This is a genomic window from Kitasatospora sp. NPDC091276 (assembly GCF_040684355.1).
GTDB lineage: Bacteria > Actinomycetota > Actinomycetes > Streptomycetales > Streptomycetaceae > Kitasatospora.
The window spans coordinates 49214-74253 of sequence record NZ_JBFBFU010000017.1 but is presented as its reverse complement, the minus strand read 5'-3'; the positions used below and the strand labels follow the sequence as shown (position 1 = coordinate 74253).

The 25040-nt window shown below is 74.1% G+C and carries 18 protein-coding genes; 16 read left to right on the top strand and 2 right to left on the bottom strand.

What is annotated here, in order from left to right:
- Positions 1 to 161 precede the first annotated feature (161 nt).
- Positions 162 to 968 (top strand): exodeoxyribonuclease III, encoded by an 807-nt coding sequence (locus tag AB0O19_RS21940; protein WP_363586692.1) that lies wholly within the window; start codon positions 162 to 164, stop codon positions 966 to 968.
- Between the two features lie 215 nt (positions 969 to 1183).
- On the opposite strand, the gene AB0O19_RS21935 is transcribed toward AB0O19_RS21940, so the two are convergent.
- The gene (locus AB0O19_RS21935) at positions 1184 to 1759 is read right to left on the bottom strand and encodes a hypothetical protein (RefSeq protein WP_363621585.1); all 576 of its coding nucleotides are present in this window, start codon (positions 1757 to 1759) and stop codon (positions 1184 to 1186) included.
- A gap of 1359 nt (positions 1760 to 3118) precedes the next feature.
- On the opposite strand from AB0O19_RS21935, the gene AB0O19_RS21930 reads away from it, so the two are divergent.
- From AB0O19_RS21930 to AB0O19_RS21870, 13 genes are all read left to right on the top strand, one after another.
- Positions 3119 to 3250, top strand: a complete 132-nt coding sequence (locus AB0O19_RS21930) for a hypothetical protein (protein WP_363621583.1) — start codon at positions 3119 to 3121, stop codon at positions 3248 to 3250.
- Positions 3251 to 3582: 332 nt separating this feature from the next.
- On the top strand, positions 3583 to 4413 hold the full coding sequence (locus AB0O19_RS21925) for a BTAD domain-containing putative transcriptional regulator (RefSeq protein ID WP_363621582.1): 831 nt from the start codon (positions 3583 to 3585) through the stop codon (positions 4411 to 4413).
- A gap of 86 nt (positions 4414 to 4499) precedes the next feature.
- A complete protein-coding gene (locus AB0O19_RS21920; RefSeq protein ID WP_363621580.1) occupies positions 4500 to 5141 on the top strand; it encodes an NADPH-dependent FMN reductase in 642 nt (213 codons plus the stop codon).
- Positions 5142 to 5288: 147 nt separating this feature from the next.
- Entirely contained in the window at positions 5289 to 5564 is a 276-nt protein-coding gene (locus AB0O19_RS21915) for an ammosamide/lymphostin RiPP family protein (protein WP_363621578.1), read from the top strand.
- 14 nt (positions 5565 to 5578) lie between these two features.
- A complete protein-coding gene (locus AB0O19_RS21910; RefSeq protein ID WP_363621576.1) occupies positions 5579 to 7366 on the top strand; it encodes a hypothetical protein in 1788 nt (595 codons plus the stop codon).
- A gap of 4 nt (positions 7367 to 7370) precedes the next feature.
- The gene (locus AB0O19_RS21905) at positions 7371 to 9917 is read left to right on the top strand and encodes a hypothetical protein (protein ID WP_363621574.1); all 2547 of its coding nucleotides are present in this window, start codon (positions 7371 to 7373) and stop codon (positions 9915 to 9917) included.
- Complete coding sequence (locus AB0O19_RS21900; RefSeq protein ID WP_363621572.1) at positions 9914 to 12262, top strand: lantibiotic dehydratase; 2349 nt, start codon at positions 9914 to 9916, stop codon at positions 12260 to 12262. The genes AB0O19_RS21905 and AB0O19_RS21900 overlap by 4 nt, the downstream gene beginning before the upstream one ends.
- A gap of 8 nt (positions 12263 to 12270) precedes the next feature.
- Entirely contained in the window at positions 12271 to 13761 is a 1491-nt protein-coding gene (locus AB0O19_RS21895) for a hypothetical protein (protein WP_363621570.1), read from the top strand.
- A complete protein-coding gene (locus AB0O19_RS21890; protein ID WP_363621568.1) occupies positions 13758 to 16073 on the top strand; it encodes a lantibiotic dehydratase in 2316 nt (771 codons plus the stop codon). Before AB0O19_RS21895 ends, AB0O19_RS21890 begins: the two co-directional genes overlap by 4 nt.
- Entirely contained in the window at positions 16070 to 17335 is a 1266-nt protein-coding gene (locus AB0O19_RS21885; protein WP_363621566.1) for a metallopeptidase TldD-related protein, read from the top strand. Before AB0O19_RS21890 ends, AB0O19_RS21885 begins: the two co-directional genes overlap by 4 nt.
- On the top strand, positions 17328 to 18410 hold the full coding sequence (locus tag AB0O19_RS21880; RefSeq protein ID WP_363621564.1) for a hypothetical protein: 1083 nt from the start codon (positions 17328 to 17330) through the stop codon (positions 18408 to 18410). The genes AB0O19_RS21885 and AB0O19_RS21880 overlap by 8 nt, the downstream gene beginning before the upstream one ends.
- Positions 18382 to 19485, top strand: coding sequence for an FAD-dependent oxidoreductase (locus AB0O19_RS21875; protein ID WP_363621562.1), 1104 nt, complete (start codon positions 18382 to 18384; stop codon positions 19483 to 19485). Before AB0O19_RS21880 ends, AB0O19_RS21875 begins: the two co-directional genes overlap by 29 nt.
- A complete protein-coding gene (locus AB0O19_RS21870) occupies positions 19485 to 20162 on the top strand; it encodes a VOC family protein (protein WP_363621560.1) in 678 nt (225 codons plus the stop codon). The genes AB0O19_RS21875 and AB0O19_RS21870 overlap by 1 nt, the downstream gene beginning before the upstream one ends.
- Before the next feature lie 107 nt (positions 20163 to 20269).
- On the opposite strand, the gene AB0O19_RS21865 is transcribed toward AB0O19_RS21870, so the two are convergent.
- Positions 20270 to 21469: a M20 family metallopeptidase gene (locus AB0O19_RS21865; protein ID WP_363621558.1), complete on the bottom strand. Its 1200-nt coding sequence runs from the start codon at positions 21467 to 21469 to the stop codon at positions 20270 to 20272.
- A 119-nt stretch (positions 21470 to 21588) separates the two neighbouring features.
- On the opposite strand from AB0O19_RS21865, the gene AB0O19_RS21860 reads away from it, so the two are divergent.
- Together AB0O19_RS21860 and AB0O19_RS21855 are read left to right on the top strand one after the other, a co-directional pair.
- Entirely contained in the window at positions 21589 to 24153 is a 2565-nt protein-coding gene (locus AB0O19_RS21860; RefSeq protein ID WP_363621556.1) for a lantibiotic dehydratase, read from the top strand.
- On the top strand, positions 24150 to 25007 hold the full coding sequence (locus AB0O19_RS21855) for a methyltransferase domain-containing protein (protein WP_363621554.1): 858 nt from the start codon (positions 24150 to 24152) through the stop codon (positions 25005 to 25007). The genes AB0O19_RS21860 and AB0O19_RS21855 overlap by 4 nt, the downstream gene beginning before the upstream one ends.
- The last annotated feature ends 33 nt before the right edge of the window (positions 25008 to 25040 follow it).

The following is a 25040-nucleotide window of genomic DNA, read 5'->3' as shown; positions in this document are numbered from 1 at the left end:
GTCTTTGCAGTAAGCGACCCTAGGGGCATCGTCCGGAGATGGTCAAGACCAATGGCGCGGCTTGGTGCGACTGTCGCACACATTCATGCCGCGTTCACGTCATCCCGCGGCGGCGCGCGTCACGCTTCGGCGCAGGCCCCGGCACTCGGTAGGCTGCCCGGGTGATCGTGGTGACGAGTGTGAACGTGAACGGAATCCGGGCGGCGGCCAAGAAGGGCTTCGTCGAGTGGCTGGCCGGCACCGAGGCGGACGTGGTCTGCCTCCAGGAGGTGCGCTCCGAGCCGGAGCAACTGCCCGTCGAACTGCGCGACCTCGACGGCTGGCACGCGGTCTGGGCCCCCTCCGTCGCCAAGGGCCGGGCCGGCGTCGCCGTCCTGTCCCGCCAGGAGCCGCAGCGGACCGTCATCGGATTCGGGTCCGAGGAGTTCGACAACACGGGCAGGTACGTCGAGATCGACCTGCCGGGGCTGACCGTCGCCAGCCTCTACCTCCCCTCCGGCGAGGTCGGCACCGAACGCCAGGACGAGAAGGAACGCTTCATGGCGGAATTCCTCGTCCACCTCACCGCCCTCCGCACCCGCGCCGCCGCCGACGGCCGCGAGGTCGTCGTCTGCGGCGACTGGAACATCGCCCACCGCCCCGAAGACCTCAAGAACTGGAAGGCCAACCAGAAGTCCGCCGGCTTCCTCCCCGAAGAACGCGCCTGGCTCTCCCGCGTCTACGACGAAGCCGGCTACGTCGACGTCGTCCGCACCCTCCACCCCGACCGCACCGGCCCCTACTCCTGGTGGTCCTACCGCGGCCGCGCCTTCGACAACGACTCCGGCTGGCGCATCGACCTCCAGGTCGCCACCCCGGGCCTCGCCGCCCGCGCCACCGACGCCCGCGTCGAACGCGCCGCCACCCACACCGAGCGCTGGTCCGACCACGCCCCCGTCACCGCGGCCTACGACCTGGGCGACAACTGACCGGCAGGCAGCCACAGTTGAGCAGAGCCCAGGGGTGGCCCCGGCTGACGGCGCCTCCCTGGGTTCAAGGCCGCTCGGATCACCTGACGAGGCCTGCCAGCTCGCCCGGGCCGGTTTGACAAGTCGGTTCGTTTCACCGCTTCTCGACGATGGCAGCTTCAGACCGCCAGTCGTCCGACAAATCTCCCGCGCTCCGGACGGCGCCGCCGAACGGTCTACCCGGGTGCATCCGCCTGTTCGGGGCCGTCGCGGGGCCAGGTGCCGAGGGCGTGAATGGTGGCAGGCGGGGAGTTCGGCGGCGAGGACACCGACGTGGGGCGCACGGTCGCCGATGGCGTAAAGGCGGCGTTTGACGCGGCTGGCGGCGACGTCGAGGAGGTCGGTGGTCCAGGCGGTGAGGCTGCGGCAGGTTCCGCGGGCTTCGCGGTCGAGGGCGCGGAAGGGGCGGTGACGCGCAGGCGTTCGGGGGTGACGCCGTGGCAGTCGAGTTGCCGAAGGCCGGACGGCGTCGGCGTCCTCGTCGTCTCCACGCTCGGGGCGACCCACAGGGCGGATTCGTAGCGCAGGTCGGAGATCAGCTCGTCCAGTCCCCTGTGGGGCAGGCCGGCGGCGCGTTCGACCGCGATGTGCAGGGCCAGGGACAGGGGCAGTTTGGCCCAGACCCGGGCGAGTTCGGCAAGCTGGGCGGGGTCGCCCCGCGGCCGGTGGCCCGCGGTGACGGTGCGCAGCAGGGCGACGGCTTCAGGCTCCGGCAGGGTGCCGGGGATGAGGCGGCGGGCGCCGTCGCACACGGCGAGGCCGGAGAGCCGGCTGCGGCTGACAACGACTATCCGGCTGCTGGCGCTGCCGGGTAGCAGGGGGCGAACCTGGCTGACCGTGGCGACGTTGTCGAGGACGACCAGGACACGGAGTTCGGCGAGCAGGGAGCGGCAGAGGGCGGCGGCTGCATCAAGGCCCTGCGGGGGGGAGACTGGGTGCGGCCCCCGAGGGAGGTGAGGAGGCGGTGGCGGCCCGGACAGATCCTTTCACCACGCCTGGCGCACAGCCGGCCCACCTGCCGAAGGCGCCAGCCGCAACAACCACTTCCGAAACCGCCACGGGAAACACGAACTGTTCCCGATCGGACCCACGCCAACCCTGGTTCCGCGCACCTCACGTCACCTCCTCCACGGCCTCGCGCACCCGCTGCGCCCGGATCCCACCCGGCCCAGCAGGCGCAGTCCACACCTCCCAGCGCTTACGAAACTGGGCGGTCCACAGGCCCGGCGGCAGCGAACCGTACGTATAGGGCGATCGGCCCCGCACGTCACCGACACGTGGGATGATTCGCAAGCCCTTTGACACCTCAACACCTCGCCAGCGACGTTGAGACGTCCCCACGACAACGCGCCAAGCCATGCAAGGAAATGGCAAAGCCGCCGCAACGTCCCAGGTCGCGAAGGGTTCTCCCCGCACCCGCGGGGGTCAGCCGGCGGGCGGTGGTGCAGGCCTTGGCTCCGCTCAGTTCTCCCCGCACCTGCGGGGGTCAGCCGGTCGTCGCCGACCAGGCCGGGGTGGTGAGGGACTCCTCCCCGCACCCGCGGGGATGGCCCGACCGGTGTGACGGAGGCCAGGCATGCGGCCGTTCCCGGGGCGGGGCGCGGTGCCGTAGGCGGGCGGGGTGGTAGGGGCGGGTGTGGGGCCGCTTCGGCGTGTGGGTGTCGGGGCGGGGCGGCGAGGGTTCATCCTTCGGGGGGTGTGCTGGAGCGTCGTGGCGCGTGATCGTGCGGGGGCGAACGATGGGCGAGGGCGATTCGGGCTTCGGGGTGGTGTAGTTCGTTCACCCGGCGAGTCGAAACGGACGGGTGCCGGGGCCGCATCTGCTGTTCATTACTTGTTTATTGCCAGGAGCCAGAGTCATTCCTGATCTTCCTGACTCGGGCGGCCGGACGGTGCCCGGCAGGCAACTCTGGAGAACGTACATCATGCCGCGCACGCTACCTGGAGCCCCGGTCGCCGCCGCTCCGGCGACCGCCGGGCTCTCGCTCGTCACACCGGCCCGAGCCTCCGCCGCCGCCATGGGGTGGGACGTGTCGACGGAATCAGCGCGCCGATCGTGCGTACACCGACCCGGGTTCGGCGGCCGGCGGCGCCTTCTCGGAATCGACTTCGTGAAGCCGCCGATCGACGAGGCCGGAAAGAGCGCCGAAGTTCGCGGAAAACCGGCCGAATCGCGTGAGGGCGTGTCCGAATCGCCGCAGCACCTCACCATGAGCGAGTACACCATCAGCGCCTTCCGGTGAGACGAGGGCTTCCCGTCACGTCGCAGCCGAGGCGGAGCACCGACGCCAGGCCGATCGGGCCGACCCGCGCGCGTGAAGGGCCGTGAACCGGCCCCGGAAGCCGTCCGCCGATTCCCCGAGCCGAACCGGAGACTCCGCTTCCCGCCGTCCGTCTGACCGGCATTCTCCGAACGGCCACGACGTTCCCGTACGTCAACACAGATAAGGCGACCGGCCCTCACCCCGGTCGTAGCCACCGGTCGACCGGGTTGCCTCCCCCACAGGCCTGGCCCGACCGACCGCGCCAGTGCGTTCGCATCCTGTTACCCCCACGAAGAAGGAGGGTTTCCAACATGACCGAGATTTCCACGCTTGCCGTCGTACGCTGCCTCGGCGGCTTTTCACTGGACTTGGGGGGACTCCCGGTCAGACGCTGGCGGGCCGGCAAAGCGCGCACACTGTTCCTTTACCTCCTCATCAACCGGGGCCGCACGGTCGACCGCGACGAACTGCACGCCGCGCTGTGGCCCGACCGCACCCGGTCGGCGGGCTCCAGTTCCCTCAAGGTCGCCAAGCACGCGGTGCACCAGATACTCAGCGGGCAGCAGGCCGCGGAGGAGCAGCCGGCCGCGGAGATCGTCTGCAGCGAGTACGGGTACTCCCTCAAACTCCACGACGCCTGGCTGGACTTCGAGGAGCTGGAGCGGCTGTGCAACGAAGGGCACCGGGCGGCGGCCCGAAGTGATCCGCGCGCGGCCGCGGAGTACTACCGCAGCGCGCTGGATCTCCACACCGGGGACTTCCTGCCCGGTGAGACCGCCGACTGGGCCAGGGAGCAGCGGGACTGGGTGCGGTCCCTCGCGCTGGGAGCGGCGGACTTCCTCCTCCAGGAGGCACTGGACCGGGGCGAGCTGCCGAAGGTCATCGACATGTGTCGCCGCACGCTGGACATCGACCCGTACCAGGAGGACGTCTACCGGACCCTGATCCAAGTGCACGGCGATCTGGGCCAGTTAGCGCAGGCCAGGTCCTGGTACAAGCTGTGCCGGGCCCGGATGTCGGACGGTCTGGACATCGATGTCAGCCCTGACACCCAGCGGCTTCTGGACCGGGTTCTGCGCACCCAGGACGCGCCCGCCCGCACTGCGGACCAGACCTCCGGCCCACGCGTAACCAATGCATAACCCACGCATAACCAGCTCATAACCAGCGCATAACCACCCTGTCTAGACTCCGAAAACCGCGACCGGTCAAGGAGATTGGTGTAACCGTGCTGGAGACGAACCAGGGTTCCGTTCTTTCGGTGGAGAATCCCGGTGTTGGTGCCCCAGCCGATGCCGGGCCCCTGATCGTCGGCATCGGGGGCACCGTGCGCTCCGGTTCTTCGACGGAACGGGCGGTCCGGGCGGTACTCGCGGCCTCCGCGGCGGCGGGGGCCCGGACCCTGCTGCTGGGTGCCGAGGAACTTCAACTGCCGCTCTACGCCCCGGGGGAGTCATTGCGCACCCCGGCGGCCCGGCGGCTGGTCGAGGCCGTCGCCCTCGCCGACGGCCTGGTGATCGGCACGCCCGCGTACCACGGGGGCGTTTCCGGTCTGGTGAAGAACGCCCTCGACTACCTGGAGGACCTGCGTGAGGACGCGCGTCCCTATCTGCACGGCCGCGCCGTCGGCTGTGTCGTCACCGCACGCGGGACGCAGGCCGCTTCGACGCTGGCGGGGCTGCGCTCCGTCGTGCACGCCCTGAGGGGCTGGCCCACTCCCCTGGGCGTGGCCATCAACACGGAGAGCGTCACCCTGGCGTCCGGCGACAGCACCGGCGACAGCACCGGCGACCCGCATCTCACCGCGCAACTGGCCACCGTCGGACGGCAAGTGGTCGAGTTCGCCCGGATGCGCACGCCGGTCGGCTGAGCGTCCGGGGGCTTGCCTCCGACCGCTACCGCCCCCGTACGTCCGCCGTCACGATCCCCGCCCACCCCTTTGGTTCCGGCTGCCCTGACACCGGATCCCTCGCATCCGCATTCCCACGTCCGACCGTGATTCCGAATGGAGCGCGCCATGGAAGACACCGCGAAGTCCACCGCGAAGTCCACAGAGCCGGAGGAGACCGCCGAGGCTCTCGCCCTCGAAGCGGAAGCCCCCGAAGCGCAAGCCCCCGAGGTGGAAACCGCCGGGACGGAAACCCCCCAGGCGGAGACCGCCGGGACGGAAACCGCCGAGGACACCGAACTGGACGCGCTGGACGAGCTGGACGACGTCGACTTCGACCTCGACGAGGTCGAGAACAAGATCGCGCCGCTCGCCCTCGCCACCACCGAGCCCTCGCGATGGTGACGCGGGCGGCCGAGGTGAGCCGCGCATCCACCGACTCCGTCCTGGTCGACGTGAACACCGGCCCGGCCGCCTCGTACACGGGGCTGCGGGCGGGCATCGACGCCCTGCGCGCCGAGGGCGCCGACTTCACCGCCCTCGCGGCCGGGCACCCGTCCGAATGGGCGGAGCTCTTTCCCGCCGAGACCGCGCCCGGCACCGCGCCACTGGAGGAGATCGCGCTCGCGCCCTCCGAACGGCGGCTGCACCGGGAGAGCGAGCAGGTCTACCGCGTGCTGACGGTGGCCGCGACCGCCCTGTGCACGGGCACCGCGCAGTTGGGCAGGCCCCTGCTGCTCAGCGGGATGGGCGGCACCGACCTGTCCTCGCTGCGCGGTTTCATGCGGGCCTTCGAGCACGCGCAGCTCGTCGAGGGCGCCGAACTGCTGCTGGACGCGCCGACGTCCGTGCGCGTGCCGGTGGGCCGGTACGCCGACTACCGCGGGGAGCGGGTGCGCTGTCTGCGCCGCATGGGGCTGCCGGTCACCGAGGGCGACCTGGCCGTGGACCTGGGCACGGCTCCCGACGCCGGATTCGAGCCGGTGTCCGAGGAGGGCGAACTCTTCCTGCGGGCAAGGGACTCCGAGGGCTCCGCCGTGGACCGGGTGGCCGCCGCACTGGCCTACTGCCGCCGGGCGTTCTTCTCCACGAACTGGGAGGGCATGGCGGTCGTCGCCGACGAGGCGATCGGGCTGCTCGCCGGCATCCCCGAGTCGGGCATACCCGGGCTGCTCGCCGAGGCGGAGCGCGAGGAGGAACTCGTCCACGCCATCGAGTTCGAGACGGCGATCCTGCGCGGCACCGCCGACGTACGCGGTTTCCTGCTCAAGGTGCTCGGCATCCAGGCGGGCTTCCGCGGGGACCAGGACACGGCCCTCGCCTGCTTCCGGGCCATCCGGGAGGACGCCGCCGGCCTCTCCCCGGAGCTGCGTGCCCAGTCGCACCTGTACTCCGCGCTCACCCTGTCCAAGCGCAAGAACCGGCTGGCGGAGGCCGTCGCCGAGGTGGAGCAGGGCTTCGAGGTCGTCGGGGAACGTCCGGGCGAGGCCGAGAGCGTACGCCGCGAGCGCGGCTGGCTGCACAACCTGCGCGGGCTGACCCTGTTCGCGGAGCGGCGCCTCGGGGCGGCCTTCGAGCACGAGAAGCAGGCGCTGGCCTGCATGGCGGGTCTGACCGACGCCAGTGCCGCGCATCTGCGGATCAACCTGTACTCGAACATCAGCGTGCTCCAGGAGAAGGCGGGCAAGCACGCCTCGGCCCTGGCGACCTGGGAGAAGTTCAAGCAGGCCGCCGGCTCGTCGAACGCGGGCTTCCGCAAGCACCACGCGTACCGCAGCGCCGGGCTGCGGCTGCTCGTCGGCGAGCGGGACGCCGCCCTGGCGGACCTGGACACCACGCTGGAGAACGCGGCCGAGCTCGGTGACCGCTTCCACGAGACCGAGGTGCGTCTCGAACTGGGCATGCTGCACGCCTCCGGCGGTGACGCGAGGACGGGCGCCGAGCAGTACGAGCGCGCCGAGTCCGCGGCGCGGCTGCTGGGCGACCCGTACCGCATCGCGCTGGCCCAGGCGGGTCGGGTGATGACGACCGGCTCCGTGGCCGCGGCCGGGTCGGTGGCGGCCATGGCGCCGCTGAGCCTCACCCGTCCCGGTGCGGCGGACGCCCTCGCCAAGGCCGTCGCCGACGGCGGTGACCTGCAAGGGCTGCTGCCCAAGCCGCGGACCAAGCTCAACCGCCCGTTCGACCTGATCAACTTTCAGGACTGAGGCCATGACCGACCATGCGACCCAGGGGGAGACGGGACAGCGGGCCAGGTGGCAGCTCTACGATCGGCTGCTGCTGCGGAGGGCGGGCTTCGGCATCGGCCTGCTGACCGCTCTCGGTGACGGGCCGGCGGGTGCCGCGGCCGCGGAGTACCGGGAGGCGGTGGCGCGGTTCGAGCGGAGCCGCGCCCGGCTCCAGGAGGCGATCGCCAAGTCCGTCACCGGCGCCGACCGCGAGCGGGACCGGGCCGGACTGCGCGAACTGTCGAAGCTGCGCGGCCGGGTGGGCCGTCGGCTGCCGGTGGAGCCCGACCCGCGCGGCGGCGACGTGGCATCGGCAGTGGCGTCGGCGGTGGCGTCGGCGGTGACATCGGCGGTCGACGGCTACCGCGCGGCACACTCCGCTCAGCAGCAGGCGGGCGAGCGGCTGACCGCCGCGCTGGGTGAGGAGGTGCTGCGGCGGCCGGAGCGGGTCCGCGACCTGCTCCGCGACGAGCGGGTGTGCGACGCCCTGCTCCAGCTGTCGCCGTCCTTCCACACCGAGGCGGTGCGCTGGGTCGACGGCTGGCAGCAGCAGGACAGCGCGACGGGCCGCAACCGCGCCAAGGACCGGTCCTTCTACCGCCGGGTCTACCTGTACGGCCAGCGGCTCGGCGCGAAGAACGAGACGACCAGCTTCTTCGGTCCGCTGGTGCACGGCCGGGTCGACCGTGGGGCCCAGGGCACCGTCCTCGGCCCCGAGACGGCCTGCGGCTACCACGTCCTGGAGGCGCAGACCGCGTTCTGGGCGGTGTGCGAGCTGGCCAAGCTCATCGGTACGGACCCGCAGGTGCGGGACCGCCCGCCCGTGGCCTGGATGCCGTCCTGCCGCAGGACACCGAGCGGGACACCGGGCGGGACACCGGGCGGGACACCGGGGCCGGGCGAGGTGCCGGGGACGGCGTCGGGGACGATCCAGTCCGCCGACGGCCGCCGGATCACTCTGTCCGGGGTGCGGTGGCAGCTCGCCGAGGCCGTCGACGGGCGGCGTTCCCCCGTCGAACTGGCGGCGCTGGCGGGACTCGACCTCGCGCAGACGCGCCGGGTCCTGGACCGGCTGCGGCAGGCGGGGGCCGTCCGGCTCTGGCCCGAGCCGCCGTCCACGGCGGCGCGGCCGCTGGACTGGCTGGTCTCCTGGGCCGACCGCTACGCGGAGGGCACCGCCTGGCCGGTACGGCTGCGGGAACTGCGCGACCTGGGCGACGCCTACGCGGCGGCCGACGGCCACCGCGCCCGGGCGGCCGCGCTGGAGCGCGTCGAGGAGTGCTTCACCCGACTCACCGAAGTCGACGCACGTCGCGCCGGCGGCCGGATGTACGCGGACCGGCTGGTGGTGTCCCTGGACGCCAAGGGCGACCAGAGCCCGGTGGTGGTCGGTGGCGACGTGGCCGGGCGCTGGGAGTCCGAGCTCAGCCCGGTACTGGACGTGGCCGCCCGCTACGGCGAGCTCCAGCAGCACGCGGCGGCCGAGCTGTGCGCGGGGATCCTGCGCGAGGCGGGCGGCGGCGCCATGCCGTACGACGAGCTGATCCGCCGAATGCGCGCCTCGGTCGAGGCGGGCGGTCCGGACCGGCTCGCCGGGCCACTGATCGGGTTCAAGCGGGACTACGCGGCACTGGTGGAATCCGCCGTGCGGGGCCAGGAGGCCCGGCTCTCCCCCGCCGAGCTCGCGGGGTTCGCGCCCGAGCCCGGCCGGCCCCGTTTCGTCAGCCCTGACCTGATGCTGGAGAGCCGGGAGGACGGCGGCGGACTGCTGGTGCTGGGCGAGCTGCACCCGTACGTCTTCGCCTGGGGTTCGCAGGGGCTGTTCAGCGACGAACAGGACCGGATGCTGGACGACTTCGCGGCGGGTCTCGAACCGTGGGGCGGCCCCGAGCGGCTGGCCACGGTGATCCGCCGCAGGCGCCACAAGGGCCTGGTGGCCGACTGGTTCCCGGGCCGCTTCATCGAGATCACCTCGGTGGCCACCGACGACCGGGAGCGGACGGTGCCGCTGACCGATCTGACCGTCGTCCTGGTGGACGGCACACCCCGGCTGCGCACCCCGGACGGGGAACTGACCCTGTACGCCGGCGAGGACGACCACGTGCACCTGCGGGCGTTCGCCGCACCCGGAGTGGGGCTGCCGCTGGTGCGGATCGGGGACTTCGCGCCCAGGATCGTGGTCGGGGACCTGCTCGTGCAGCGGGCGCGCTGGTGGTTCGACCGGGCCGACCTCGGGGTCGACGCGGCGCGCGACCCCGCCGCCGCCTTCCTCGCCGTCCAGTCGCTGCGGGCCCGGCACGGAGTGCCCCGGTTCTGCTTCGCCTCCCTCGCGCACGAGCCGAAACCGGTCGGAATCGACCTGGACAGTCCGCTGGCCGTCGACGCACTGGTGGCGATGGTGCTGGCCGGTGACAGCGCGACGGTGTCGCTGGCCGAGATGAGGCCGGCGCCGGACGCGCTGTGGCTGCGCCACGGCGGGGCCCCCGTGACCTCGGAGTTCCGGATCGCCATGAAGAGGGCATCGTCATGACCCACCGATCCCACCGATCCGACCGGCCCGACCGGCCCGACCGATCCGACCTGTCGCCGCAGGAGTCGGCGCCGGCGCCGCGGCGGCACGGCTGGGAGCTGCTGCCCACGGTCGTCCTGCGCAGCGCCGGGTTCCCCTGGCAGATGGTCGAGCGACTGGCCTGCGAACGGACCCGTCTGCTCGTCGAGGAGCTGTTCGCCCTGGAGGCCCGGTCGGCCGACGTGGCGTCACGGCTGCACCCGGCGGGGCGGCTGTCCCGGGGCCAGCAGGCGAAGTTGCGCGGTCTGCGGCCGCTGCCCGCGTCGGACAACCTGCCCGCCGACTGGCTGGCCGAGTGGAACGCCGCGGCGGAGCGGGTGAGCGCGGTGCGGGAGCGGCTCGCCGCCACCGTCGAGGCCGACACGGCGGCGGTCGACGAGGCGCTCGCCGCCGTCCGCACCGATCCGCGGGTCAACGACGCCATCGTCTGCTCGTCGCCCGCCGTCCACCGCGATCTCGCACGGGGTGCGACCGGCGGCCGGATCCGGCGCCAACTCGCCTCCTACGCACAGCGGCTGGCGTCCAAGAGCGAGACGATGAGCTTCTTCGGGCCCATCAACTACGGCAGGCTCAGCCCCGGCTCCGACGCCGCCACGGCGCTGGACTGGGAGGGCCACACGGCGATCCGGGTCCGCCAGGCGCACACCGCGGCCCGGGTCAACGACGCCGTGCAGGACCTGCTGCTGGGCGACCCGGCGCTGGCCGAGCGGCTGGCGCCGGTGCGCAAGACGATGACGGGGCCGCCCCGCGGCACGGGCGTCGGCGCGGCGCTGCTGCGGGAGGCCGACGGCGTACGGACGGTGGCCGGGATCGCGTCCGGGTGCGGCGCCGGCGCCCTGGAGGCGGTGGAGGCGTTCGCGGCCGCCGTGGCGAAGGGGACGCTGACGCACACCCTGTGCCCGCCGGCGACCGTGGTCGACCCGCTGCGCTGGACCCTGGAGCGCATCGACGCCTCGGACACCGGGACGGCCGCCCGCGCGGCCGGGGTGCGGGCCCTGCTGGTGAAGGTGCTCGAACTGCTCGACGGCTACCCGTCGGCACCGCCCGAGCGGAAACTGACCGTCCAGGCCGAACTGGAGTCGCTGCTGCCCGTCACCGACCGCTCGGCGGAACGCGGCCGCTTCTACAACGACCGGGTCATCATCCACGAGGCCGCCGTCGGCACGGCCGGGCTGGAGGTCCGTGGACCGCTGGCCCGCGACATGTGCGACGCCGTCGCGCCGGTGCTCGACCTGCTGGCCCACGAGGCCGAGGCGACCCGCGTACGCACCAACCGGGCGGTCGCGGCCCGGCTGGGAGCGGGAAGGATCCCGCTGCTGCGGGCGCTGCGGGAGTGCGCGGACCTCGCCATCGAGCCGGGCGGAGAGCTCGGCGCCGAGCTGAGCCGGGTGATCGAGGCCGAAGGCGCGGACCGGGCCGAACTCGACGTGGCGGGACTGCTCGCCACACCGCCACCGCCGGCCGCCCCCGTGCTGTGCTCCATCGACGTCCTGATCGCGGCGCCCGACCTGGCCGGGTACGAGCCCGGGGTGACCCCGCTCGTGCTCGGCGACATCCACGACGCGGCGCTGCTCACCCCGTGGGCGCTGCAGTTCCATCCGGACGCCGCGGCGCTGCTCGCCGAGCGGGACGCCGGGGTGCGCCGGGCCCTGGGCGACCAGGTGGCCGTCAACGTGATCTCGCGCCGTACGACCGGGCTGCCGCCGCTGGAGTTCCCCGGTGTGGTGCTCGAACTGGGCGGCAGGGCCGGCGCGGACCGGGAGCGGATCGGCCTGGACCAGCTGTGGCTGGAGAGCGACGGCGAACGGGTCGTCCTGCGCGGCGACACCCACCCCGGCCGGAGCCTGCTGTTCCACAACGGCGAGCTCGACACCGCCGTGCACACCGCGCTGGCACTGCCCCGGATCCGCCGCCCGGTGCTGCCGGACCTGCCGCACGTGCCGCGGCTGCGCTGGGGCAACGTGGTGTTCTCGCGGCGCCGCTGGGCGCTGCCGAGCGCGGCGCTGCTGGAGGCGCACGGCAGCCGGCGGGAGGCCGAGCGGCTGCTCGCCACGGCCCGGCTGCTCCGGGAACGGGGCCTGCCCGACCGCTTCTTCGCGAAGTCACCGGCCGAACGCAAACCGGTGTACGTGGACACCGCGAGCCCCGAACTCCTCAAGGGCATGGCCCGGCTGGCGGGCACGGCGGAACAGCTCCTGCTGTCCGAGACGCTGCCCGCACCCGAGGACGCCTGGCTGCGGGACGGGGAGTTGCGCTTCGCCTCCGAGCTGCGCTGTGTGTATCTGCGGGGCGGTGGTGAGCGGTGACGCGCCGGGTGGTGCTCCCTCCCCTGTTCGATCCGAGTCTGGAACCGGAACTCGGGCCGGACGACGAACTGATCGACGTGAACGCGCACTTCGTCGCACGCCTCGCGGGCACCGGGGCACTCGCCGCGCTGGCCGACGACTACGCCCTCGGCAGGCGCGGCGGGAGCGACCCCGCGGAGGACCGGACCAGGGCGCTGTTCGCGCGGGCCGCCGCACGGGTCACCGCGCTGGTCACCGCGCGGGGCGGCCATGGCGCGGGCCGGCTGCGCGCCATGGGCATGGCGCTGCGGCTGGCGGGCGAGGCCGATCCGGCCCTGCGGCTGGCCGCGGACGACGTGGAACTCGTCGACGGCACCACCGAGTGCGGCGCCGATGTGGTGCTGGCCGCGCAGCGGACCGAGTTGCTGGGGCCCGAGGCGCGGTGGACGCGCGCGGCGGCCCCGGACGGGCGGGTGCACCTGGTGATCGAGACCGACCAGCAACTCCCTGCGGCCGCGGTGCTCCTGGAGGCGCTCGGCCCCGGAAGGGTCGTGCTGTGCGGGCGTTTCGCCACCGCGCACCGGGAGGCGCTGCGCGCGCTCGCCCCGTTCTCGGCGGCGGCGGGCTTCGACGACTGGGCTCCGGCCTGGCGGCTGGGCAAGGAGTGGTCGGGGGACGACACGCCGGTCCGCTGGGTCCGCCGCGCGGCCGACTGGCAGGCCGGCGCCCCCTGGGCGGGCTGGCTGGCCCCGGACGAGGCGGCGGCGCTGCCCGCCGGGGCGTGGCGCGAGTGCCGGGGCGCGGCGCTGACCGTGGCACGGCTGGCGTCCTGGGCCGAGGTGACGGGGGAGGACGGCCGCCGTACCGATCTGCGGGCCGTCCTGGACGCGGCGGACGCGGCGGACGGGGCGGACGGGGCCTTGCTCCGGGTCGAACTGCTCGTCGGGGCGCCCGGGGTGAGTGCCGAGGAGACGACCGGCACGGCGCGGAGCCTGCTGTCCGGGCCCGGCCCCCGGCTCGCGGGGCTCAGCCCGTTCCGACTGCCGACGGCCGGTGGCGGTGCGGCACCGCAGGCCTGGAACGGCGTGCCGCTGATCCGGCACCCGGCCCCGGGGCACGATCTGCCCCGCTGGGACCGGTTCAGCGGGCCCGGGACGCTCGACGAAGCGGCGCGCACCGCGGCGATCGGCGCACTCAACGCCGAACTCGGTGCCGTGGCCGACCTGTTCCCCGGCCGGTTCGCCTGCTGCGTGCTCGCCGCACCGGACGGGACCTCGGTGTGGGAGCCGTCGGCCGCCGTCGTGGCCGGGGAGGGGCCCGGCCCGGACGGCCAGGGCCCGGGTTCGTTCGTGGTGAACCTGCGGACGGGCAGCGCGTTCCGGCTGCATCCGAAGCTGACGCCGGTCGTGGAACGGCTCTCGTCCGGCGACACCGCCGTCCTGGACCGGATCAGCGACGGTGCCCGAAGGAAACTGACCGACCGGCTGGTCCAGGCCGGTGTGATGCGGAGGAGCCAGTGAGCCGACAGTGGCGCATCGGGCGGGAGTTCATCCTGCGCCATGCGGGAATGCCGTTCGACTGGCTGGAGGAGCTGGGCGCGCCCCACTCCCTGCTGGAACTCGCGGACGAGCTGCTCGACCGCGAGCGGACCGTACTGGAGCTGGTGGAGGCGCAGTTCAGCGGGCCCCGCGCCGAGTCGCTGCGCTCCGACGTGCTGCGCGGACGGGCGCGGCAGCTGCCGGCGTCCGGCGGGGCGCAGTGGAGCCGGGCGGTGAGCGCCTGGGCCGACGCCTGGGAACGCTACGCGCTCGCCTGCCGGCAGGCCGACGACGAGGCCGGCAAGCGGCTGCGGGACCTGCTGGCGGATCCGGGGGTCTCCGAGGCCGTGTTCCTGTCCAACCCGGACGCGTACCGCAACATGCTGCTCCCGCTGCTGGCGTACGAAGGTCCGCTGACCTCGCGCTGGCGCCGGGTGCGCCGGCAGATGTTCACGTACGTGCAGCGGTTCTGCGCGAAGAACGAGACGGTGAGCTTCTTCGGGCCCATGGCGTACGGCACGGTGGGCGAGGGTGAGGGCGCCGTACTGCGCGACGACGTGCCCCGCGTCCGCCGGGTGTTCTTCTCGCACTGGGCGGCGCGTGCGCTGGCCACGGCGATCGCCCGGGACCCCAAGATCCTTCCGCATCTCGCGTTCCACTCCACCGGACGTGGTGACCCGGCGCGGGAGCCGCTGCTGCCGCTCGTGGCCCCGGACGGAACGGTGTTCCGCGACGTGGTGCGCGCCGCCGGGCAACCGGCCCGCGACGTGGCCAGGACGCTGATGCGGCTGGTGGCCGAGGAGGCCGTCACCATCGGCCTCGGCGGCGGCGACTACGACCTGGAGCCCCTCGCGACCCTGCGGGACCAGCTCTCCGCGCTGCCCGCCTCACCGGCCCGCGAGCTGTGGCTCGGCCGGACAGCCGAACTCTCCTCCCTCATCGGCGAGTTGGCGGAGGTTCCGCTGGAGCGCAAGGCGGCCGCCGTCGCCGCCCTGGAGGAGCGGTTCACCGAGTTCACCGGCAGGCCGGCCAGGCGGGGCGCCGGTGCGGCGTACGCCGACCGCGCGGTGTTCTTCGAGGAGTGCGCGTCGCCCTTCGCACTGACCCTCGGAGCCGGGCTGGTCGGCGACTGGGAGCGGCAGCTCGCCCCCGTGATGGAGGTGTGCGCCGCGCACGGGCAGGCCGCCCAGCGCGCGGCGGCGGCCGCGGTGCGCGACGCCTTCACGGACGGCACCGCGGGAGCGGTGGTCCCGGTCGGGGCGCCGGCCACGGAGTTGGACCTCCTCACGTACGCGACCCGAGCGGCCGCGAGCCGGTCCGACTCGACCAGCACCTTCCAGGCGGCCCACGCACCCGTCTACCCCGGCGCCGACTGGCGGTCCGAGGTCGAGCGGCTGACCGAGGAGGCCGGGGCGCTGGACGGCGACCGGTACGCGGTCATCGACCTGTGCCCCGCGGCGCCGGACGCCTCCGGGCTCGGCGCCGCCGCCCCGCTCGTCCTCTCCCGCGCCCACCACCACCTGCTGGTGCGCAGCTGGCTGAGCACGATGCACCCGGATCCGGACCGGCTCGGCGCGGACGCCGCCGCCTGGACGGCGGCGCAGGACGGCGCGGTCGTCGGCCTCGACTTCGGGCGCCGCAACAAGGGCTACTACCGCTTCCCCGGCCGTGAGGTCGCGATGCGCCCGCTGACCTGGACCGACCACGATCAGCCGGAGCTGCTGAAGCCGGAGGACCTCACCGTCCGCATCGGGCCGCACGACGTCACCCTGCACGATCCGGACGGCAAGGCGGTCAGCGCGTACGTCCCGCTGAGCGACTTCGTCAAGTACGCCCCGATCGCCGCCCTCTCGCATCCGCAGGTGCTCCACCCCACCTTCACCACCGAGGACGCGCAGCCCGAAGTGGCCCTGGGGTCGGTCGTCCTGCAGCGGTCCCGGTGGCAGGTGCCCACCGCGGCGCTCGCGGCACCGGAACCCGAAGCGCGGTTCCTCGCGCTGCGCAGGCTGGCCCGGGAGACCGGAACGCGGTTCGTCTTCTGCCGCAGCGCCCATGAGCGCAAGCCGTACCTGATCGACCTGGCCTCACCGCTCGCGGCCGACCTGGTCAGCCATGTGGCGCGCGGCGCCGAGCAGTTGGGCGTGGAGCGGATGGCGCCGGGGCCGGACGAGCTGTGGCTGCGCGACGGCGAGGGCCGGCGCTACACCAGCGAGCTGCGGATGCAGATCATCGGCAGCAGCGGCAGCAGGAACAGCGACGGTGGCACCAGCAGCGACGGGAGCAGCACGCGATGACGCACACCACGCTCTTCGCCGAGCACTCGCTGCGGATGCGGGCCGACGTGCTCCCGGACGGCGCCGTCTCCACCGAGCGGACCTCGGTGCGCGGAATGAGCGTCGAACGGCACCTCGACCGGGGCTTCACCGAGCACCGCTTCGCCGACGGCGACGACCTGCTGGCCTCGGGCGCCGCCGGAGCGGGCCCGGAGGCCGCCGACGCGCTGCGCGAGGTGCAGGAACGGCCGCTGTTCGAGCTGACCCCCGAGCTGCGCGCCGAGCTCGCCGGGATCGCCGCCGAGACCGGCGCGGAGCTGACCCTGGGCGTGGCCCAGCAGCACGTCGCCGCCGGCAGCGCGGACCGCGTCGCCACCACGGAGCGGATCGTCACGACCCTGGAGACCAGGCTGACCGGCGACGACGGCACCGTCCACTCCCGGTCGCTGTTGTGCGCCCCCGCGGGCTCCGCCCCGGACGGGCTGAGGGACGCGGCCATACGGACGGCCGACGCGGTGCGCGAACGCCTCGCACTGCCGCTCGCCACCGAACTCCCGGACGGCGCCGACCTCGTGCTGCTGCCCGGTCTCGCCGGGGCGTTCTTCCACGAGATCGTCGGGCACCCGATGGAAGCCGACGTGGTCGCGTCCGGAACGAGCTACCTCGGGGCGCGCGCCGGGCGGCCGGTCGCACCCTCGTGGCTGTCGGTGGTCGACGGCGGTGCGCACGACGGGCCGGGCTACCGCAGTCCGTTCGACGACGAGGGCACCGCGTGCCGCACCCTGCGGCTGATCGACCGGGGCACGGTGGGGCGGCCGATGACCGACCGGACGCTCGCCGCCCTGCTCGGCGGCGGCCCCGGCACGGGCCACGGGCGCAAACAGAGCTACCGGCATCCGGCGATCCCCCGGATGACCCACACCGTGGCCCTGATCGAGCCCGCGGCCGAGCCGGAGCCGCCCTCGGGCGACTGGATCGCCCCGTACGGCCTGCGGCTGGACATGATGAACATCGCCTCGGGCGCCTTCGTCTTCCACGCCCCGTTCTCCCTGCTGCACCGCGCCGACGGCAGCACCGCCCGGCTGGGCCCGCTGACGGTGACCGGTGACGGAGCGCGGGTGCTCGCGGGCCTGCGGCCCTACGAGCACCGGGTCGCCGCCTACCTGCGGGCCACCGGAGGCTGCGGGAAGCTGGGGCAGTACCCGGTGCCGGTGTCGTTCGCCAACGCCGGATTCCGGCTGCCGGCCGGACTCGTCGGGCTGCGGGCGGTGGCCCGTGGCTGAGACCAGGACACGTGCCTCCGGAATCGTCACGCCCACCCGCGGCGCGGCACGGCTGACCGTCTCGCTCGACACCCTGCGCCTCGAACGGGACGCGAAGGGCCGGGTCACCGGCTCCCGCCGGGTCGCCGGGTCGCCGGACCAGGACGCGGGCAAGGAGACCGGGCTGCTGCTCACCGAGGCGGCCGAACGGACGGCGTCGGCCGTCGCCGGACTCCAGAGCGCGGTGGCGCAGGTCCACGAGTGGCGTGACGGCGACGGCCTGCCGGTGTCGAGGCGGGCCGAGCTGCTGGCCCGCGTCGAGACCCCCGGCGGTCCGGTGCTGCTCGGCACCAGCGGCCAGGGGGATCCGGCCGGGCTCGTGGAGGCGCTGCCCTGGGACGAACTCGGGGCGCTCTCGGAGCCGTTCGTGCCGGCCGACCCGCCGGACGACTGGCGCGAGCGGCCACTGCTGCTGCGGCCCTCCGCGGCGGCGGTGCTGGTGGCCGGTGCGGCCTTCTCGCTGACCTCGCGCGGGGGTCGCGCGACCGCTGCCCGGCTGGCGGGGCGGCGCATACTGCCGCAGCTGACCCTGACCGATCTGCCGTCGGCGCCGCCCGAGTCGGGGCTGGACGACCGGGGCGACCCGGCGGCGGCCACCGTCCTGGTCGACGGCGGCCGGATCTGCCCGCCGCCCCCGCTCGCCGAGGGCATCGCGCTCGGCCGGGCCGTGTGGGACCACGACACCGGCGGGTTCGGCCCGCCGCCGCTGGCCCGGCTCGAACTCGGCGGGCCCCGGGCCGAGGTGCCCCCGGACGCGGTGGAACTCGTCTGGTGCGTGGAGGGCCTCCAGCGCTACCACGGCGACGGCACCGTCCGGCTCCAGTGCCTGGCCAGGGTCGCGGACCGGCCCGGCGGCTGGTTCCGCCTCGCCCTGCGGGGCAAGCCCGTCCACCTGCTGCGCCAGGCCCGCGGCCTGGCCGGCCCACCCATGGCTGTCCACAGCGACAGCGACGTGACCACCCGCTCGCTGGTACTCGCCGGCGCGGCCGAAATGGAAGGTGCAGGACATGCCGTCGTCACCGTCATCACCCCCTGACTTCACGCTCATCGGCGGAGGGATCGTCGGCGCCTGCCTCGCCGAGGAGTTGAGCGACAGCGGGGCGTCGGTCCGGGTGCTCGACTCCGGTGCCGAACCCGGGCACGCGACCAACCGCGCGGCGGGGGTGGCGGTTCCCTCGCTGCGCTACCTCACCGACCGGGAGTTCTACGACTGGCTGCGGACCGCCAAGCGGGACCTGGACGCCGACGTCGCCCGGCTGGAACCGGAGTACGGCGCGTTCAGCGTGGCCAGGCCCATCCTGCGCGCCCTGCGCGAGACGGACGTGGAGGCCCACGGCGACGTGCTGAGCGGGCTCGGCGTCGGCGGCTGGGTGGAGGGCGGCGCCCTCGCGCAGGCCGCGCCCGGGCTCAAGCTGCCGACCAGCAGGCGCTACCTCCTCGACCCGGACGGGCTGATGGTCGACGGCCGCCGCTACCTGGACGCCGTACGGCGCCGGTGCCTGGCCCGGGGCGTCGACTGGCGACAGGGCGTCACGGTCCGGGAGGTGCGCGAGGAGGGCGCGGCCGTCTCGGTGGTGACCTCCGACGGGACGCTCCGCGCGGACCGGGTGGTGATCACGGCCGGCGCCTGGAGCTCGGGCAAGGGCCTGGCCGAGGCGACCGGAGTCCGGCCGCAGCGCGGGCAGATGGCGGTCCTGCGGACCGACGAGGAGCTGAACTGCATCCTGTCCTCCGCCTACTACCTCGCGCCCGGGGTCGGTGACGACGTGATCGTCGGTGCGACGGAGGAGGACACGGGGTTCGCCGAGCACGTGACCACCCAGGGCGTCGCGCACCTGCTGCGGTTCGCCACGACCGTCATGCCGGGGCTCGCGGACTCGGTGCCCGTGGAGCTCCGTGCCGGACTGCGCCCGGTGTCCGGCACCGGACGGCCGCTGGCGGGCGCGCTGCCCGGCCACGAGCGGATCTTCCTGTCGGCCGGCCACGCCGGGCACGGGCTGCTCTCGGCGCGCGCCACCGGCAAGGGCATGGCCGCCGGCCTGGTCGGCGACGACTGGGAGGCCCTGCCGTACAGCATGTGCCCCTCGCACGCCCTGGGCGGTGCCTCCTGATGCGCATCGACCACGTGATCCTCGGCGCGCGGACCATCGAGCCGCTGCGCGAACTGCTGTGGGACCGGTACGGGTTCGGCATCACCGACGGCAGCCCCAACCCGGACGGCACGGCGAGCTGGGTGGTGCCCTTCGACACGCCCGACGTGCAGTACCTGGAACTGCTCGTCACCCACGACGAACGGCGGCTGGCGGGCGAGGACTTCGGCCGGCTGTTCCTGGAACGGACCGCGGACGGGCCGGACTTCCTCAACTGGGCGGCGCTGACCGACGACATCGAGTCCACCGCGCGCGAGGTGGAGACGGTCACCGGAGCGGATCCGGACCTCTTCCGCGGCGAGTCGGTCCGGGCCGACGGCCTGAGCGTGCCGTGGGCGGAGGCGGCGTTCGACCTGTCGTGGCGCAGCCGGGTGCTGCCGTTCTTCCTGAGCTACGGCGACCCGCAGGCGCGCGCGGCACGGGTGCCGGGCGATCTCGAGGCGGCCGGGCACCGGGTGTGCCCGACGTCGCTGCGGCGCCTGGAGACGGGCCCGGCGCCGGAGCCGGAGCGGGACTGGGCGGACCGGTGGCCCGGACTCGCCGCGCTCGACGTCCTCGTCGACCCCGCGGCGGGCCCCCGCATCTCGGCGGTGCACATCGACACCGCCGAGGGCGAGACGGTGGTGCGGCTTCCGTGACCCCCGCACGCCCCGCACCCGCGGGGGCACCGGGCGGCCTCCGCCGCAGCACCGCCGCGGCCGGGGCGTCCGGACCCGCCCGGCCGGGCGGGTCCGGACGGCGGCGGTCAGCCGGCCGTGCGGCCCGCGTCACGACGAGCCGCGTGGGCCGTGAGCAGCCGCTCCCGGGCCTGGTCGTCCTCGGCGGCCCGCGCCGCCGTCCAGGCCAGTGCGACGGACGCCTGGAGCAGCGCCCGGTCGGCGGCCGGGGTCACGCAGGCCCGGGCGAACTCCGGCTGGTGGTTGACCGCGCCGCCGCTGCCGATGCCGATGCTGGGGTGCACGCTGGGCAGGACCCGGCTGACGTTGCCCATGTCGGTGCTGCCGGTGGGCATCGCGCGCTCCTCCTCCGGGGACACCAGGGGGCGGCCCAGTTCGGTCGCCGCCGCCCGGTAGGCCGCCACCAGGAACGGGTCGTGCGCCAGTTCGGCGTACGCGGGTGTCGAGCGGACCTCGTGGGTGCAGCCGGTGGCGACGGCGCCGCCCTCGAAGCAGGCCCTGACGCGCGCTTCCAGGCGTCCCAGGGAGTCCATGTCGGCGGCCCGCAGGTTGTACAGCGCGCTGGTGTGCGCGGGGACCACGTTGGGCACCTCGCCGCCCCTGGTCACGATGCCGTGCACCTGCTGCCGCGGCTCGAAGTGCTGGCGGCCCACGCCGACGGCGACCTCCGCCACGGTCAGGGCGTCGGCGGCGTTGACGCCCAGGTGCGGGGCGAGGGCGGAGTGCGACTCGCGGCCGGTGTAACGGACTTCGAGCTCGACCAGGGCGAGGGGGCGGGGAGCGCAGTTGTCCTCGGGGGCCGGGTGGACGAGCATCGCCATCGACACCTCGTCGAAGACCCCGGCCTCCAGCATGGCGATCTTGCCGCCGCCCTCCTCCTCGGCCGGGGTGCCCAGCACCATGACGGTGATGCCGAGGTCGTCGGCCACGTCCCTCAGCGCCAGGGCCGCGCCCACCGACGAGGCGGCGATGATGTTGTGGCCGCAGGCGTGGCCGAGGCCCGGCAGCGCGTCGTACTCCGCGCACAGCCCGACCGTGAGCGGGCCGCTGCCGTAGCGGGCGGTGAACGCGGTGTCCAGGCCGCCGGCGCCGGGCACCACCTCGAACCCCTCGTCCCGCAGCAGGCCGCTCACCTTGGCGGCGCTGCGGTGCTCCTCGAACGCGGTCTCCGGCTCGGCGTGAATACTCCTCGACAGCGCGATCAGTTCGTGTTCGGCGCGTTCGACGCTTTCGCGACAACCACGCATGATCCGAGACGAGATTCGCATCTTCTCTTTCCCCTCCGAATGGCCTGGATCGCCGCCGGCCGGATGGCCGGACAATTCCCTGGCCTTTTCCTTCCTACCGGAGTCTCCGACGAAAAGCGAGACCAGTCTGGAGAATTGACATGGCGTCACTGAAAACGTCACTGGCAACATCACTGACGGCGTCACTGACATGGAAGGTGCGGGCGGGCGACGGGGAACTCTCGGTCGAGATGATGCCCTGGTCGCTGCTGCGCGCGACCGGCTTCCCCGCCGGGCTCCTGGACGGGCTCGCGTCCGAGGAACTGCTCGGCACCGCCGCCGGGGTGCTCGCGGCCGAGCAGGCGGTCGCCGCCGAGCGTGCGCACTTCCTGGACCAGCTGTGGCCGGGGCTGCGCAAGGCCGTACGGACGGTCGAACCGCGCCAGCGGTCGCTGCGCGCCCTCCAGAGCTGCCGCCGGCTGGTGGACGGGGGCGCGCCCCTGGACGAGCGGTGCGCAGCGGTCCTCGCGGCGACCGGCGAGCCGGACTGGGCGCCCCGCTGGAACGCCCTGGTCGCCGCGCTCGACGAGCGGCTGGCGGCGGCCGGGACCGAGCTGGCGGCGGCCCTGCTGCGGGCCCGGCTGCACACCGCACGGGCCGCCGGCCGCGACGACTTCGGGCACGCCGTGTTCGTGTCGAACCCCTCGTTCCACCACACGGCCCTGGAGGCCCCGCCGCTGACGCACCCGGGCTGGGCGCAGGCGCGGGACGGGGGCGGCGCCCTGCCGCAGACCCTGCGCCGCCGGGTCGACACCCTGCACCGCTATCTGCGCCGGTTCGCCACCAAGTGCGAGACCGTCTCGTTCTTCGGCCCGGTGCTGTTCGGCCGTCTGGTGCCGGAGCAGGAGGAGACCCTGCTGGTCGGCGCACCCGGCCGCGAGAAGGTCGTGGTGGAGGCGAGTGCCTGGCTGGTGGAGGAGCTGCGGGAGCAGGCCGCCCGCGAGGTGCCGCTGACGCGGCAGCGCGTGTGGCCCAGCCCGCTGTTCCGCCGGCCGGACTCGTCCCCGGTGCTGGAACGGGCCGTGGACGGGCGCAGGTTCAGGGTCGCGGCGCCCGCGCTGGCCCTGTGGAGTGCCGCCGCCGCGGCGCCGGGGAGCCGGCTCGACTCGCTCGTCGGCGCCGCCGGCCCCGTGCCGCCCCCGCATCGGGCGGGGGCGGACGGCGCGTACGCCGCCGGGCTGGTGAAGGCACTCGGACCGGCGCTGGTCGTCTCCCCCTGGCGGCTGCCGGCGACCGAGCTGCACGCGCTGACCAGGCTGGCGGCCGAGCACCCCGCGGACACGGTGGTGGACCTGGCGGAGGTCCGCGACACGTACGCGCAGGCGCCCTGGCCCGAGCGGGCGGCGCACCTCCTCGCCGTGCGGGCGGCCCGCGCGGCGGACGGCGGGCGGGTCTCGCAGGACAGCGGACGGCACTACGCCGACCGCGAGCTGTTCCACGAGGACAGGTCGAGTCCGCTGAGCGAGCGGGTCGGCTTCGGGGCGCCGGTCGTGGAGCGCATCCGGGAGGTCACCGAGGCGGTGTTCCCGCTGGTGTTCCTCGCGGCGCTGCTGGCCAGGGAGGACGCCCGCGACGCCCTGCGCGCCGAGCTGGCGGGCGCCCCGGCGCCGCTCGCCGCACTGGCCGCACGGGAGATACCCGCTCGTTCACCGCGCCGGGACCGGCTGGACGCGGTGCTGCGCCGGCTGGTCGGGCGGGCCGTGGAGGCCGCGGGAACGCCCGACGGCCGCCCCCCGGTCGTGGAGCTGAGCCGTAGCGAACTGGCCGAGGCGCTGGCGCCGCTGTGGGACACCGTGACGTACGGCCCCGACGACGCGTGCCTGCCGAGCCCCGACCTGATGGTGGCGGGCCCCGACCCGGCCACCGCCGACTGGGTGCTCTCGGAGCTGCACGACGACTGCAGCTCGATCTTCGGGGGGCTGGAGCGTCCGCTGCACAGCGACCCGGACAGGCTGTGGGCCGGCTTCACCGAGCGGGTGGCGCGAGCCGTGCCGTCCGGGACCGCCGCGACCATCGTCTCGCGCCGGCGCAGCGCCCACGTGACCCCCGAACTCCCCGGTGCCGCCATCGAACTGAGCGGCCTCTCCGGCAAGGACCGGGCCGACGTGGTGCCGATCGCGGATGCCGTCGTGCCCGCTTCGGCCGACGCGGTGGTGGTGGACGGCCGGCGGCGGCTGCTCTACCCCGGTGACCTGTCGTCGACGCTGCACCGCGCGGTGTCCCGGCCCGCGCTGGTCCCGGTGCCGGTCGACCTCGGGGCGTACACCCCCAGGATCGTGGTGGACGGTGTCGTGGTCCAGCGGGCCCGCTGGCGGCTGAGCATTCCGGAAAGGGCTCCGGAGAAGAGCGCGGACACCGTCACCCAGTGGTTGTCCGTACAGCGGCTGCGGGCCGCCCGGGGAATGCCGCGCCACGTCTACGTGAAGCATCCGGCCGAGCCCAAGCCGCTGTACGTCGATTTCGCCGATCCGCTGTCGGTGATCGATATCGCGCGACTTCCCGGAGGGGAAGTCGTCGTGTCCGAAATGCTGCCCACCCCGGACCAGTTGTGGTGGCGCGTGGCGGACGAAACGCATTGTGCCGAATTCCGTCTCGGCTGCATCGTGCGGCCGGTGACGTCCGACAATCCGCCGACCCCGGAACAACAGGAAGAGAGCGCGTCATGACCGAGGACCTCCGCATCACCTCACTGGTGAGGGACGCTTACGACAAGGCCGCCGAGCAGTACGAGTCCGCCGGTCAGATGATCTTCCACCCGCTGGGGAAGATGGTCGCCGACACCCTGGAGCTCTCGCCGGGCGAGCGGGTGCTCGACATCGGTTGCGGGCGCGGCGCCTGCCTGTTCCCGATCGCCCACGCGGTGGGCCCGGAGGGCTTCGTGCTCGGCATCGACCAGGCCCAGGGCATGGTCGACGCCTGCACGGCCGACATCACGGCCCGCGGGGTGTCCGGCTGGGCCCGCGCGGAGCTGGGCAACGCCCAGGACTTCGCCTTCGCCGAGCCGTTCGACGCGGCGAGCGCCGGGATGGTCCTGTTCCTGCTGCCGGAGGCGGAGAAGGCCCTGTCCTGCGCCGTCGCGGCGCTGCGCCCCGGGGGCAGGTTCGCCGCGACCACCTTCCCCACCGAGAACGGCAGGCTGGCCGCCGGCTGGGAGTCCGCCGAGATCCTCGCCGGAGTGCTCGCCAAGCACCTCCCCGAAGGTGTGGACGACCCGTGGCAGGTGGTCCTGGGCCTCGGCGGCCCGCTGGCCGGTGAGGAGTCCACGGCCGCCGCCTTCCTCACCGCCGGCTTCAGCGATGTGCGGATCCGCCACGTCCCGGCGGACTCCCGCTTCGAGACCATCGACGACTACCTGGCGTGGACCAAGACCGTGACCACCCGCGTGCAGTGGGACCTGGTGCCCGCGGAGCGGGTGGCCGAAGCGACCGACGAGGCGCGCGAGGCGCTGCGGGTGCTCGCGGGGCCGGACGGCTCCCTGGAGTTCTCCTGCCCGACCAGGACCGTGCTGGCCGTTCGCTGACGGCACGACCGCAACCGTCTACCAAGCGCTGAA